This is a genomic window from Pseudomonas sp. PDM04 (assembly GCF_014851765.1).
Lineage (GTDB): Bacteria > Pseudomonadota > Gammaproteobacteria > Pseudomonadales > Pseudomonadaceae > Aquipseudomonas.
The window spans coordinates 1,379,922-1,394,542 of sequence record NZ_JACVAI010000001.1; the positions used below are offsets into that span (position 1 = coordinate 1,379,922).

At 49.2% G+C, this 14,621-nt stretch carries 10 protein-coding genes and 1 pseudogene; 5 read left to right on the plus strand and 6 right to left on the minus strand.

Annotated features, from left to right (window positions below; all coding sequences use genetic code 11):
- The first annotated feature begins 13 nt into the window (after positions 1 to 13).
- Together IB249_RS06410 and IB249_RS06415 are read left to right on the plus strand one after the other, a co-directional pair.
- Positions 14 to 880 (plus strand): DUF6216 family protein, encoded by an 867-nt coding sequence (locus IB249_RS06410; protein WP_192302634.1) that lies wholly within the window; start codon positions 14 to 16, stop codon positions 878 to 880.
- Positions 881 to 1,088: 208 nt separating this feature from the next.
- The gene (locus IB249_RS06415) at positions 1,089 to 2,354 is read left to right on the plus strand and encodes a hypothetical protein (protein ID WP_192302635.1); all 1,266 of its coding nucleotides are present in this window, start codon (positions 1,089 to 1,091) and stop codon (positions 2,352 to 2,354) included.
- 190 nt (positions 2,355 to 2,544) lie between these two features.
- Here IB249_RS06415 and IB249_RS06420 read toward each other — a convergent pair whose 3' ends face one another.
- The 5 genes from IB249_RS06420 to IB249_RS06440 all read right to left on the minus strand — a co-directional run bounded on the left by IB249_RS06420 (position 2,545) and on the right by IB249_RS06440 (position 7,971).
- Positions 2,545 to 4,476 carry a caspase family protein gene (locus IB249_RS06420; protein ID WP_192302636.1) on the minus strand — a complete coding sequence of 644 codons (1,932 nt, stop codon included), beginning with the start codon at positions 4,474 to 4,476 and terminating at the stop codon, positions 2,545 to 2,547.
- Positions 4,476 to 5,087, minus strand: a complete 612-nt coding sequence (locus IB249_RS06425; protein WP_192302637.1) for a hypothetical protein — start codon at positions 5,085 to 5,087, stop codon at positions 4,476 to 4,478. The genes IB249_RS06420 and IB249_RS06425 overlap by 1 nt, the downstream gene beginning before the upstream one ends.
- 353 nt (positions 5,088 to 5,440) lie before the next feature.
- Positions 5,441 to 6,004 (minus strand): YfbU family protein, encoded by a 564-nt coding sequence (locus tag IB249_RS06430; RefSeq protein ID WP_192302638.1) that lies wholly within the window; start codon positions 6,002 to 6,004, stop codon positions 5,441 to 5,443.
- A 14-nt stretch (positions 6,005 to 6,018) separates the two neighbouring features.
- The gene (locus tag IB249_RS06435) at positions 6,019 to 6,522 is read right to left on the minus strand and encodes a hypothetical protein (RefSeq protein ID WP_192302639.1); all 504 of its coding nucleotides are present in this window, start codon (positions 6,520 to 6,522) and stop codon (positions 6,019 to 6,021) included.
- Positions 6,523 to 7,341: 819 nt separating this feature from the next.
- Positions 7,342 to 7,971: a hypothetical protein gene (locus tag IB249_RS06440; protein ID WP_192302640.1), complete on the minus strand. Its 630-nt coding sequence runs from the start codon at positions 7,969 to 7,971 to the stop codon at positions 7,342 to 7,344.
- A gap of 447 nt (positions 7,972 to 8,418) precedes the next feature.
- On the opposite strand from IB249_RS06440, the pseudogene IB249_RS06445 reads away from it, so the two are divergent.
- The 3 genes and pseudogenes from IB249_RS06445 to IB249_RS06455 all read left to right on the plus strand — a co-directional run.
- Positions 8,419 to 9,795, plus strand: a pseudogene (locus IB249_RS06445) (DUF927 domain-containing protein); the annotation flags it as partial.
- A 91-nt stretch (positions 9,796 to 9,886) separates the two neighbouring features.
- Entirely contained in the window at positions 9,887 to 10,729 is an 843-nt protein-coding gene (locus tag IB249_RS06450) for a chromosome segregation protein SMC (RefSeq protein ID WP_192302641.1), read from the plus strand.
- 65 nt (positions 10,730 to 10,794) lie between these two features.
- Positions 10,795 to 10,977 carry a hypothetical protein gene (locus IB249_RS06455; protein WP_192302642.1) on the plus strand — a complete coding sequence of 61 codons (183 nt, stop codon included), beginning with the start codon at positions 10,795 to 10,797 and terminating at the stop codon, positions 10,975 to 10,977.
- Between the two features lie 133 nt (positions 10,978 to 11,110).
- Here IB249_RS06455 and IB249_RS06460 read toward each other — a convergent pair whose 3' ends face one another.
- A complete protein-coding gene (locus tag IB249_RS06460) occupies positions 11,111 to 14,428 on the minus strand; it encodes a VPA1262 family protein (RefSeq protein ID WP_192302643.1) in 3,318 nt (1,105 codons plus the stop codon).
- Between the last annotated feature and the right edge of the window lie 193 nt (positions 14,429 to 14,621).

Consider the following 14,621-nt stretch of genomic DNA (forward strand, 5'->3'; position numbering starts at 1 on the left):
AATAAGGAAAGTAATGGATCCACAATTCTTTGGTTATATTTCTGCCTCTGTGGATAAATGGCAGAAAGTCGCACCTCTATTTGTTGCAGGGATGGGTGCGTTATATATAATTTATATCTGCACAATTACGGAGTCCCTATCCATAATTAGAAATCGAATATCTGATCTTATCGGAATTAAGCATTCATTCAGCCACGAAAAACTAAAAAAACACCAACAGCAAGAGTTGGATTTAGAGTATTTTAATTTTAAGTTCAAATTAAATGTAAAAACACCTTATGCGATGGATAAATTAATCACTTGGGCAGACCGATCCGGCGTACGACTGAACGAGATTAAACGAGCGCGCCCCTATTTCAATCCAACTGAACAAACTTTCAAAATCCCTCAGCCGAAATTTACAAAAACATTCATTGTAATGGTTTTGCTTTTTGCCGCCCTGGTATTTTCCGCTATTTACACTCCCAATGCGGCATTATTTAAAGTCAATAAAACCGGTCAATGGTTTTGGGTTACCGATAGCCATGCTTTCTCTTTCACCTCTTACCTTCCTCAATCACTGCATGCTTCTAACTCTTGGGAAATGAGCACAGGCAATTGTTTATTGGATAATACGCCAGCTCCATTATCCAGCGAATGGGATAAACAAGTTATCTGTTCTCTTTTATTGGACAACCAGAAGGGGCGAGTAGCGAAAACCATCGGAGAGCAGAAAATATTGGCATGGACTTTTTCGCTCCCTTGGCTTCTCGTGCCTCTTGCTGTACTGCAAGGAAGTCACAGGCGACGATATGCGATAGAGTTTCAAAAACGCAGCCAGAAGAAGCTCCGCTTCGGGGACAGCCCCCTTCCAGAATATGCAAGGTACTATTATGAATAGGTCAAGTGCTTTCAGGTGGCTGGGTATAAGGGCTGATAAAGCAGGAATTCGCCAGGGTCCGTTCTCGGCCAATAGCCGACACCCGTACGGGACTGCTTCATGAGATAATGAAAATGCGTTCCAGTTCGACCCAACTCAGATTCAAACAATGAGATGCTTCATGAAATAGAGCTGGTGACTAGCCTCTAAACTTACTGAAGGTTTTTGCATGGATAACGTCGCGGTAAAAAAAGGATTACTGCTAGGGGCAGGTTTTTCGTACGATTTTGGAATGCCTATAGCAACAGAGCTTACCGAGGTTTTCTTAGGACTATTCACTAAGGAATCAGCCAATCATTTTGTTGGCCTGCTAGCGCACAACTCCCCCTATGGAGAAGACCACCCTATCAACATGGAAGCTTTGAAGCGAGGTATGGAGCTGCTACTGACCTATAAGTCAGCCGGGGGGCGGAATTATGAGGAATTACTGTCAAATATCCAGTCCGCAGCAAAAGACTATAACTCTCCCCAAACAGATAGAGACACCTATCATTATTTGTTTGGCGTTTTTTATAGCCTGATTTACACAATCCTATGCAACTATCAAGTCGAAGCTCACCAAACCCTTTATCAAAAGAATATTAAATGGCTTGAAAACTTTGGAGCCCTTCTCTCCAATGAAGAGACATGGATATTCAGCCTAAATCATGACCTCTTTGTCGAGTGCTTGGCTATTGATTTGGGAGTGCCGATTACTTTTGGTGACAAGTACAGCATAAGTTTCCCCTTGAGCAATTTAAATTTGGATGATCTGATTGACCTAACATACTCGCATCGCGACGACTTAACAAAAAACGAATCTGAATTTTTTCAGGGCACATACGGAATTAATCTATTGAAGCTTCATGGAGGATTGTCAGAGCTTCACTATCAAGACGGAAACAAAATCTGCAACCAAAATCTGCGACATAAAACTTCGGATGCTTTATTGTCTGATTTCTCAAGAGTTTTGAGCATGGGCTACTTCTACAATGGAGAAAAAGTCCCATCCGGTCGAGATAGAGTCATATCTAACCTGAATGGAGAGCTGGATATTATTTGCCAATCCATGTTGACTGGTGGCAGTAAGTACAGTTTAACAACAAATGAAAAGCCTGGCGAAGAAAAGCTTCAGGTATTTTCCAAAAAACTCAGTAGCCTTGATGAACTTACTATCATCGGTTACGGCTTCGGAGATAAACACGTTAATAACCGACTGCTCAACGCAATGGTTCTTAGTAAACATCTGAAATTGGTAATCGTTGATCCTATACACAGGCCTATCCCAGAGTTTCTTGAACAGTTTAACTACGAGAATCGAATAAAAACCGCACAATGCGGGGCTGCTCACTGGATGGAGTACGTTAGTACAAAAAAATGGAATATGGTTCAAGTTGACGAGCTCAAAGCCAATGCATCCATTAGAGAAACAATAAAGAGAACGGTTGTACTTTGAGCTAGTGAATTAAGGCGCTAAGTTATTAGCATAGGTCTAATTCCTCTTTTGATGGAGGTTAGTCATCTTGCGTGAGCGATTCGGATTGGTCCTCTATTAGTCACGATTCAAACTGTTCACACCAAAGACTGAGGCTATCAATGTATGAAGTTTTTTCGCCTGCCTGGTGGGTGAATGCGATAGAACACGCTTATTTTAGAGGCTCTTGAAATGGATCTAAAGCTGTGCCAATGAAAAGGTACCAAGGAACTCTATTCGGAAATATTAGTGCTGAACAAAGCGCACCGATCGTAACCTCAGTAATTTTTAAAGATTCGTCGCGAGCTAGTTGAGGAAAACATGATGCTCGCCACCTAGACACCAAATCTTTCACTTCCCAGACACCATGTCCTATTTGGAAAACGTGATTGAGACCGTTTTCGACGCAAGGAAATGAAAACTGCGCGTGATCATTTGGTATAAACATATAGAAGTGTGAGTGATCTAAAAGCTCTAGGTTGAAATTAATGAGGTCTTGAAGTGAAAGTACCTCACCCATCAATATAACGAAGGCTAATGACTCAGAAGGATGACTGCTAAGATTCCTTTGGGCTTCAAGATTATTTACTGCACGTGCATGCAAGTAGCTTAAAACGTCTCTAGGAGCTAAATCAGGTCTCGCTAACGCACCTTCATTTTCTATAAGAGCATTGTAAAGCGAGCTGATTATGAGCTCACAGATTTCAGTCTCGCCTAGTTCTTTCGCTGTAAGAAGAAAAACTGCCAAGAACGGAATTTCAGACTCAGACATGCCCGTTGCGGACGCTGCATAATAATCAGCTACAAAAATGTTGAACTTAATGGCAAGCCCCCTAAGCTTGGCAGTATCTAGGCCATATTGCTTTGCGATATAAAACGCTGTTCCAATCCACCCAAGTACTCTTGTGATCCTCTGAGGTAGATAAAATAGATCGGGAATGCCGTGGCGGCATAGGCTTTTTGGATTTTCTTCCAACATATCGACTATGCGTTGCAGCACATCGTGCATTTCTATGAAAAGATCTTCCGCTAGCCGACGGATACAATTCTTTGAGCTTGCGTCGACCGTCGCTGATGAAAGTAAGAACGACATGCAAGTTGCGGTAAGTTCAACACGAGCAAAACTGTTCGGCTGTCTTTTTATAGAGACCTCTAGCGAGCGCCAGACACTTTCAACAAAAGTCGCCGCAGCGCCAGGGATTTTCTCAAGGGGTTCAATACTTTGAATCAATTTGTCATATAGCTTTTCGGGCGTCAGCTCCGAGGCGGGAGCAAACATGAGGCCCAGTACCTCCGATGATCTGTTACCAATCACCATTCCCGCGATTGATGTTGGCGATATCCCTGTGACTTGTAATAGCGAGCTAGGTATTGAGGTAGCTGCATGAGGATTGCCGAAAATCGGCATCGGGCCATATAAGTTCATACCCCAAACCGATGGCAGCTGCTTTCCAGCACTGTTGATTGACACGTTTTGAGCCGCCGCCCTTCCTATGTCTAAGAGATCTAGGAATGGCGCCCGGCACCCTGTGTCCGCTTCACCTCGTAGGATCTGCAATATGGCAGTTGTTCCCCAGCCTCCAGAGTTATCTTCCGAAGCTACTTGATCAGAAGCTGACGAGACAAAAATGGATACACCACAACTTCTGGCTTTTCCAATTACTTCGGGTTTGAGAAGAGATCCCATATCTGAGATCATGCCGCCAGCCTCACATGCATCAATAATCAAGTTGCAATGCGCGGCTTTAATATCGTTGATGAATTCGAACAAATGACTCAGTGCTAATCCGGTAGTTGACATTCTATCGTTGCGGGTGTCGCACATGCAGAGATAATATGACCCATTGACAACGCCACCATGGCCGGCAAAGAAAATTGTCAGGCTTTCGATTTCATTAAAGCGATCCTGTAACTCTTCCAATGCTTCCCTAATATCATTTAGCGAGGGCGACAAAACTAGAAGTGAGTGCTCTGGCTTTATGCAGCTTAGTGCACTCGCCGTTAGTTCAGAGTGTATGTTGTTTGCATCAGTTTCTGCCCCTGCAAGTTTGTTCATGTTTTGATAGTCATTACATCCTATGCTGAGCAGAACTCTATATGGCATTATTTCGGCTCCTTGACGAATTTGGATTTTCTTAAGGCCTCTTTTTCAAGGGCTTCTGCCGATTTCGCGTCCTTTATTTTAGCAACTTTTTCTTCAAACTCTATTGAGTTCATGGTCTTGTCACGTTTAAACGCTTCTATTGCAGCTGTGCCTGCGTGAATTTGCGGAATAGATACATTTCCATCGCGATCAACGCCAAATTCAATTTTTTCAAGCATTTCCAGAAACGCTCTCGCAGGTTCGTTCCCCGCACTGACCACATTCCCATATCTGTCACAGGCCTCTGTTACTGTAGAATAGAGGCTTTTTATGAACGTCTCAGTCATTTCGTTTGCAAGTTTGTTTAGAGTATTTTCTATAAGCTCCAGATTACGAAGCATGATATCTTCAAACTTAACATCCATTTGATGCTGATATCGCTCCAATTCCGAAACTTGGTCGGGATCATAGCTTTGATGAGACTGCCACGATCTACCATGGAGAAAACGCTGGACATTCCTAGGATCCACATAAGCATGTTGTGAAGCACGTAATTTCTTCACTACTTCCTGGCCGAATTTTTGTGTAACAATTTTCGCCTCGGCGTCAAATGGGAAAGCATGTTGATCCATTATAATTACCGTCCTTTTTAGAGGCGTGACTTAAATGAAAGAAAAAACCTACAGATAAGATTAGCGGTAACCGGAAGTAATAACCAAAAAGGCATGAATATGATTAGGCGAGCAAGTTATGGGCCATTTAACCTCAGCTTGTGGTCGTAAGTAGTCTTTGCGCACGTCCACTTATTGCCGGAATCAATCGTTCCTGGACTCCACTCCTGGCCGTTTTCGGCCTGTTGCATCAGGCCGGAAACGGCCAGGAGCGGACTGTTTCCCAGTAAATAAATCTGTCCCCTTCTCCAGCCCCCTTTTCTCTGCTGCTTATCAACTTAGGAGAAATCATCGCCGAAAGCAACACGAAAGCGTCAAGTCGATGTCTTTCGTTGGCTAGGATGAGTACATGCGTTTAATACCTGTGCAATCTCGTCAACGTTAAGGTACCTATCATTGGACGATATTCGAACCAAAGCGAAATCGTGAAGCATGCGCTCATAAACCTCCATCATAGGGGAATGTGAGTTGAGATATCTGCCCTTGAATCGTTCGAACCGATCAAGATCGTTAACAAGCGTTGATGCAATCCCTATATATCTCGATTCATTATTACCATCAAACCCCCGAAATTTAGGATTTACCCCGAACGGCTTGGCTTTCTCAATAAGGGCATTTTTGTCGTCGGCAGAAAGTTGAGCGTAGGAGTCTTCAATCCAATCCCACATTTCAAGTACATCCAAAATTTCTCTAAGGCTTTCAGGTTCATCCTGTTCAGTAAAGGGGATGCCTGGGTATTTCCATGCGATACTCCACTCACTCTCTGAATGGATCGCCGACCTTATGAAATCTGGATCTATCTCGCTGTCTACTCCGAGCTTGTCGTAAAGTTCGCACAGCATCAAAGCGATTAATTTTTCACCATCTGTAAACTTCATATAATCGCCACTCCTTATTTCACATCTTCCATGCGTTCGTCAGATATCTGCTTGGCGACTGGCATGAAATTATTGATTTCAATATAAATCAAGGTACCGGCCTTTATAACACCTTCTAAATCAGACTTATTAGCCACGGCTGGCAAATTATTCAATATTGACCTTGAAAGCCTAACTGCATGGCTTTCGATATCAACACTAAAAAGATGTCCATGTTCTGAGAGGGTCTGACAATAATTCTCTAGCGCTCTAGATATGTGAGGAAGATCAATGCCCTTGATATGCTTGACTTGTCCAGAGGGACCTATAGGAGAGATAGCCTGCAATATCGTCCTAGTAGCATGCAGCACCTGATGCGCCTCAGCACTTTGCCTGGAGCTAATCATTCGCGAATACAGTGCATCGGCTTCTGATGCCGAGTCAGATGCATTTAATGCCTCACGCCATGCCCATACAGCGCTGCCGATAGATGCGATTGACGAGACAAGACCGAGCCACCACATAAAACCTGTTTCCACGCAGCCTCCCTGCCATATGACTTCGCTTTAGGCATTGAAGCTTATCCTCATCAAGCCGCAACCGCCATGCCCCTTTCCTACACTAGCAACACCCTCAGCGGCCTCAATGCCTGCCCAGCTAGCCGACCGACCACACAGAACAGATCCTGAATAATCCAGCCCCATCACAAAGCTAGGTGGGTGGAAAAGGAAGCAGATTTATTTACTGGGTGGCCGTCCGCTTCTGGCCGATTGCTGCCCCCCATCACTAGGAGACACTTGACCTGAAGCGGACATTAGTCGCCTCCAGGATGGAAGACAGGTTGAGAACTGCGTTACACCAAGCGGTACCGTTACACCGCTTAAACCAAATCATGAAGGCTAGTGTTACGTTAGATTTATTCTTTTATTTCAATAAGTTAAGCGATCATGTCACACTAGTAACACGCGTCACACCGGTTTTATAGCTGGTCCCCCCCACTCCCCGTAGCGTTGAATGCCATCCGCGAAAAGAATCCTGCAGCCGCGGGGGCCCCTGAGACAATTCGATAGGCACGGGGTCGGAAACCCGCGCGTTCGTGTTAGTGGCTGTATTTTTTTAGTTGGTTGACAGGTTGACGTAGTTGACACCCATCACCGTGGTTGACGCCATTCAGGTGTTCTCTATCAGCAACAGACACAACCACCTTTACGGAAGCTGAAACGATGGCCCTTTTTCTTCAAGATCCTTTCAATTTCAACGATTGAAATTTCAGTAACTTCCGGCACCTCCCACTAACTCGATCGCGCGGGTTTCCGACCCCGTGTGGATAGGTATTCGTCAGGGGCCCCGCCGATTTTTCAGCGAGAATCAGACAGAGGATTGCCTGCAGGAGGATATCCAACCCAGAAATAATGGGTCTCGGACAGTGGTTCACTAGGCCAACCACGCAGTTCATGAGCGGCACGTACTCTTGAGTCGTTCATTACAAAAACCAGTGCGGCCATCCGGTGACTACCATCAACCAGGTCAATATGAGTACCGTTATCGATGATCACTGGGGGTTCGGTGAATACTCCCATTGTCAGAAGGTCGCTCACTTGTCGAAAAAATCGCCTTTTACTGCTCTCTCCGAGAAATATGGTCAACAACGTTTGGCGACCATATGCATGCCCCAAGATCATGTCTTGGAACCCCCGAAGCTCCTTCTCAGCAAAGGTCAGTTGGTTTGGATTCAAGCATTCCAGGCTCCAAACAACGGCACTCCAGTATGAAAGTGGTTTTTTTAGGATTGATTGCCAACGAGCAATCTTCGCCATCGGATCCCCGTTAAACACTGGTGGCCAGCCAATATCCTCAGCGAAGGGAAGTAACCAGTGGTAGATCAGGCTGTGAGGAAAGTTTGGCAGCTCTGTACGGATGTCGTTGAACATCTGCTCTTGGGCTTCGGTGGCAAATACCAACGGCTCGGGATCAATATTATGAGACACGGGGCTAGCCTTCCTGCTTAGCGTTGTCTTCAATTTACACAGCTTTACGAGACTCAGCAGCCACACGGTGCATTCCCACTTGCATGCCTATCCAAACAACCGGAAGCGCGCACGCACAGCCCGGTCGATTCGAACTCAAGCCCAAATGGCGCCTGGTCACCGAAGGGTTTGCATGGTGCCGTGTAGACTCTTCATACTACGGCAGCAAACGTGACCATGTATCCCTACATGTATCCCGAGCTAGCAAACCTCTCTGGAGGCCTTGAGTTTACTGGAACACTACAGTCTCCCTCGGGCACCATATAGCAGCACACGAGAGTCGCTACCGACTTTCGGAACACGAGAAACCGGCCAGTTGAGCCGGTTTTTTTGTGCCTGTCTGTTTTTGTTGAGTGGGTAGCTATTCAGCGGACCCCGGCTGACAACAAAAGTTTGCCACGACAGCAATTTCTCTTGTCCGAGCAGGTCGGCACGCACAGCGAACACCTGCATTTTAATGGGGCCGGTGCGCAGCTCCCGCCTATCAGTGAGGCGGGCACGCTGGAGCAGTGGCAACAGCAGATCGGCGCGCTGTGCATCGGCAATCATCGCTTGGCGTTTGTGGTGGGTGTGGCCTTCGCCGGTCCACTGCTGCATATGCTTGGTCATGAATCCGGCGGCTTCCACTTGTACGGCGACAGCTCCGGCGGCAAGACCACCCACCTGCAAGTGGCCGCCTCGATCTACGACGGACCGCGCTTAGTCCGCTCATGGCGCTCCACCGACAACGCGCTGGAATCCATTGCCGCCGCGCATTCCGACGGCCTCCTGGTACTGGACGAAATCGGCATGTGTGATCCGCGCATCATCGGCGAGACGGTGTACATGCTCGGCAACGGCACCGGCAAGGCACGCGCCAATGACCGGGGCCAAGCTGGCCGACAGGTACAGGAGTGGCGCTTGCTGTTTCTCTCTACCGGCGAGAAGACCTTGGCCCAGCACATGGCCGACGCCAACAAGGAACTGAAAGCGGGCATGGAGGTGCGCATGCTTGCTATCCCAGCCGATGCCAGCAAAGGCCTCGGCATGTTCGACACACTCAATGGCTTTGAGGACGCTGCCGCGCTCTCTGATGCGCTCAAGGCACGCGTGACGAATTACTACGGCACGCCGCTCACCGCATTCCTGGCCGCGCTGTGCGAACCCGGCAAGAGCCACGGCTGGGCGGTCATCCTGCGCCGTACGCTGGAGGGCTTCATCGCTCAATCGCTCCCGGCATCCGCCAGCGGGCAGGCGCACCGTGCGGCCGCTCGCTTCGGCCTCGCGGCTGCCGCCGGGGAACTGGCCACCGCGATGGGCATCACCGGCTGGCCGGATGGCACGGCCACCACCGCCGCCCGCGTGTGCTTGAACGCATGGCTGAACGAGCGCGGGGGCGCCGGTAACTTCGAAGGGGATGCAATCTTGGCGCGGCTGCGCCAGGTCATAGAGCGCTTCGGCGAAAGCCGCTTCACCCGCTGGGAATCGGCGGCGGCAAAAATCGATGAACACGGCCCACGCACCATCGACCGCCTCGGCTTTCGCAAGATGCTTGAGCACGGAATGGGCGACACCATGCACACCACAAACACTTATTACGTGCTCCCTGAGATGTGGCGTTCGGAAATTTTCCGGGGCATGAACATTAATGCCGTGAACAAGGAACTGCTGCAACGCGGTGTGCTGGAGCCGGCGAGCGATGGCAAGGCATCGAGCTCGGTCCGGTTACCCGGCCTCGGCACGCAACGCTGCTACATCGTGAAGACGATTCCGGGAATGGATGAAAGCGAGGCACAGGCCGCCTGACGGCAGCCTACTGACTGAGGTAGCGCCGGCTCATTCCGGCCTCGCCAGCCGCACAACCATTCCACTATCGAATCAAATAGAGACCAATCAAATGAACGAAATTCAAGAAATGAAAGACCGCCGCGACCAACTGACCAGTGAGATGGAGAGCCTTCGAGCCGCCCTGATTCCTTATGAAATGGCGCTGGAAAACCCCGAAACGATTGAGCAGGGCCGGGAACGTGAAGTGCGCGACCAGTACAACGAGCGAAAAAGAAAGATTGACTCGCTGGATATGGAACTCTACCGGCTGAACCCGAAGATTAACCGCCGTGAGAACCTTGCCAACTGCGACGCGCTCATGACGGACTACACCACCGACATGGTGAACTGGGCTGCCGATGAAATCGAACTCAATGCAAAACGACAGAGCCTTAGCACTCGCCTGGAGGAAGTGCGTCAGCAAGCGCAGGAGGAAATAGCCAGTGCGCGCCAAGTAGAGACCCTCGCGACTACCGCTTACGCTCAGGCGGTGGCATGGGGCGATGTAGAGGGTGAGAAATCTGCCAGCAGTGATGCACAAAAAGCGGCAAAAAGCCTCACTACCGCGACTGAACAACATCGTCGTCAGCTCCTGATCATCGCCGCCCTTGAGCAAGAGCTGGTCATTGTTGACCGACACATCACCGAGGCTCAGGAAGAGCAACAAAAGATAGAGAAAAAGGCATTACACCTCGCTCATGACGTTTTGGAGGAACAGTGGAATGAAGCGGCCAAGGCGTTGCTCGAAGTAGGCGGCAAGCTTTATGCCGCTCCTCGCATGATCAATCGGGATCCTGTATCACTCTTTAAGCTCGACATTCCCCAACAAGGTGAGAGTTCTGGTAGTTGGAGGTGGGGCGACTTGGCAGACCGCGCAAGCCAGCATCGCCTAGATGACCTGCTCTCGATGTAACGGTCGATTTACACTGAAACAGCCTGCTTTCGCGGGCTGTTTAAATCACGCCAAGGAATGAAGCCATGAATGCAGCGACACAAAACAGCGCATCCCTATCCGGGACACTTAAAGCGAGAAAAGCCCACCTCACCGCCCTACTAAAAATCGTGGATATCCGAGTCGGAAAAAGCACAGCAATGCAGAAGCTCACCATCACCGCGATCAAGGCAGAAATAGGACTAATCGAGCATAAGTTGAAAAAGTGAGGAGGATAAACGGAAGCTAGCGAAAGCTTCCGTTGCATTCAAATTCAACAAGCAGCCTCTAGACAAAAACGGATACTCATCTGACCATTCAAGGTATCGACTCTCAGAGTATTGCCGAGCTAATCAGCGACTGCTACTTATCACTTGACTCCAAGAGTTCCTCCACCTGGTCAAGAAATGCGGCGAGTTCGCCTTGACTGCCAGCATCCTCTGACCGCCACTCTCCCATCGGCCTGATCATCGCTAGTTGCTGAACATTACGCGACAAGTCTTCGAGCTCGGTACAGGTGATAGCACTCTCCCGCAGATAGAATTGACTCCATCGAGTAAAGGTCAGGATCCACATTGAGATCACCAAGGCATCATTCCATTGTGTCCAGCTGGAAGTACTTGCAAGGGGCTTTTGCAGGATTCGCTGTTGTCGCTTAACGATCGCCTTCAACACCCTCAGACTGGCACTCCGCTGTTCGGGGCTGCTATGGGCGAAGAGGAAAGCGGTGATGTTTGTCATCTGCCCTTCACGCTCTCGGTCAAATAACCGATGAGCTGTCTCCGTCCCCAGAGAATCAGCCAACTCCTGAACCCAGATTTCGCATGCATCGTCAGTATTTACACGGTCAGTTTGCAACAACGGAAAGATCACATCTTGGGAAAGCCATGGCTCAGCCCAAGCCAGCCTTCGCATATGTCCGCGCATTGAGTCGACTAAATGCCGCACCTCGCCCGCAGGAACCGGTGTCGGCAGTGTCCCATGCAGGGCCGTTACTAAGCCGTTATAGACCTCAGCTGTCGTTGGATTCCCTGCTGCGCGGTGAATCATCCAACCAAGGGCCTGTATTTGCTGGATATAAGGAAAAGCGTCGACCGACTGCAGCACGGCGGTAATCCCATCCGGCTTTTCCAATTGACGCTCTGTCGCATTCAGTCCTATCCATTGCAGCAAGCCGTTACTACTGCGCAGGAGGCGCTCTCGTTGCGTCTCGCTGATGTTGAACTGCATTGATAGCGAAATCTCGCTGACGACCTGACTCAACAAGGATAACCGCACCGCTTCAGAGTTTTGAGGTTCCACTGGTACGGTGGGCATCTGGGCCTCGACTGTCGATACCAGTGCATCCGGGGCATACCACCATAGAAACTTAACGGCGAAATATTCCGCCCAAGTCAGAGCGGCGTATTTTGTTGCCTGGAACAAGTGATGCGGACGATAGGAGCTTTGTAGCAGGGCCTCGAGCGACATCCGAAAAAACTGAGCATCCATCATGGATAACTCCTTGCCCCGTTCGTGATGCGCGCGATTGAATGAAATTTCAAGGAATCGCAACAGCGATTCAAGAAAGCCACGTTCAGTTTCGAGCTCACGAGAGTAATGTTCCTTAGTACTTGAATGTGCAAGCACGTCGCCGAGTACCTCCCAATCCGCCATGAACTTCGTAAAGTCGCCAATCTGATGATCGAGGTAATTGCGAAAGCCTGCAGATTCTGGAAGGGTGAGCGAGCTACCCGTGAGCATGCCCAATGTAGTCATCTGCTCTTTTAATGGATCTCCGCTTAAGCCTTGAAGTGACGACTCTCCGGTCCAACTACTAAGCACATCGCCAGCTTGAGCCTTTTCAAGGAAACGAAGTGGTTCATAGCGTTGCGGCGCCACTGTCGCAGGCACCGCAGAGTCGAAGAGAAGCCGCATGGGTGGGTTACCAGCCTCGCCTTCGGGCTGTAAAACCATCGCCTCTTGCACCAGTCCAAACTTGTAGTGCTCAACTTTGAGCAGTACATCCGCAGGAATCGGCGTGATCAGCAAAGGGTAATTCTCAGCGGCTTTCTGAAACGAATTGGATAAGTGGAAGCCTGCAATCGGCAATCTGTCCGCCCCCATGATCAAGATATAGCGATCATGCAGTCGACCTTCTTTCAGACCGTAAATACGCAGTTTGATACGCTGAAGTAACTGGCGGTTGTGCTCACAGCTTGCCAACAGGTTGTTAATTCGGTCCGGAGTGGATTTATCAGACTCATCAGGACTATCTTCGCTTTTCTTAGATGGTTTGAGTAGTGATGTAAAGACGATGTATTCGACATTCGGTGCAGCGCAAAGCAGCATCAAACCTAGACCGGCATCCTCAAAATACGGATCGAAAATGACCAATTGGTGTTGTTGGTACTTTGCCAGCAGCACCCTGAACCACTCCACTAGCTGTAGTCGCCCGTCACCATCGCCCTGGCCCCAACGCTGGAAGAAACATCCTTCTGATTTCGACGGATGAAGTCGCGCGAATAGGGATGTCAGATCGCGGTTGATCGGAACCCAAGGGTCACTCTCACGCCCGCCTATGCGGCTAGTAAATCCTGGATTACCGCGACTGATCGTCAGAGCTGCCTTTACCCGTGGCAACACTAACGGCCGGGTAGTTTTTTCCAGCCAGTCGAATTTAACGGGATTAGCACCTCGGCCAACCAAATGACTCTGTAAACTAACCTCTCGGATATACCCAATCCGCCATCGGCAACAAAGCATGCCCCCGCTTGAATAGTCACTATGGAAGCCGAAAATCTCGAGCTCAGTGGTGTCAGTACTTGCTCTCAATTGATCGCTCAGCTCGAATCTGCATTCAAATTCGCCTTCTTCATTGCGTTCTGCCGTAGTGACATACGAGTAGATAACGTGGCCATCATTCTCAATTTTCAGGTGGAACTGAAAGCCGCAATAGTGCGGTACCTGCATAGGATTAAATCGAGCAACAAAAGCGAACGATGAATCGACCCAGTCAACGCTCAGCAACCGCCGTTCAAAGTCGTCCAGTGTGGGGAAGACCAACAGTTCAACATCTCCAAAACGCGAGGTGTCAGCTCCACCGAAGTCAAGCCCCGTATCCGCGTTGATACTGTTGACTACCGATGCAACTAAGTCGGCATCGTAGTCCTGACCTAGACGGAACAGCGCCCTCTTGTCGGTCTGAGTGATCGACGCACTGAAAGCTCCAGCGCCACCATGCGGACTGGAGCACAAACCACTGACGTGTGCATCGCGGTTAAGCAGGTAGGCAACGGGACGATAGATCAGCTCATCGGCGGTAAGCGCGGTCGCGCCGAACCGCTCGTTCAACTGTCTCGAAACACCAAACTGTAGTTCTTCGCTGACTTCCGAGATGGTACGGCCACTTATCAATTGACGTAGGAGTTCGGCGCAGCAGTCGCTTTTGACGTATAGATTGAGACGGATAACTTGTGCCTGTACTTCACCGAAGGCATGGAAACTGTCGTCGTCGGTGGAGGACCATCGCTCAGTGGCATGGCTGTAGGGGAGCAGCCGGCCGTAGACAATACGATTTTCAATCGATTGCGCCGACTTAATCTGGAGGATCCATAGCTGCAACGCACAATTGCGAGCGTCCTTTGAGAACAACCGCGTCAACCGGCCGTCGTTGAGCAAATCATCTAATGTAAGAGCCATAGATCCTTCAAAGGTAACTGTCCCATTTATGACTAGACGGTAATCTAAGCCAACCTCGTAGAGCTACCCAAAATTAGCCATCACCGACTCGTTTGGCTCCAAATTCGCTTATGCATAGTGGCGCACCCCAATTGGGAGGCATGCCAGGATAGCGGCGTGATGGTACGAGATTGGGTCAATGCCCGTAGTACTG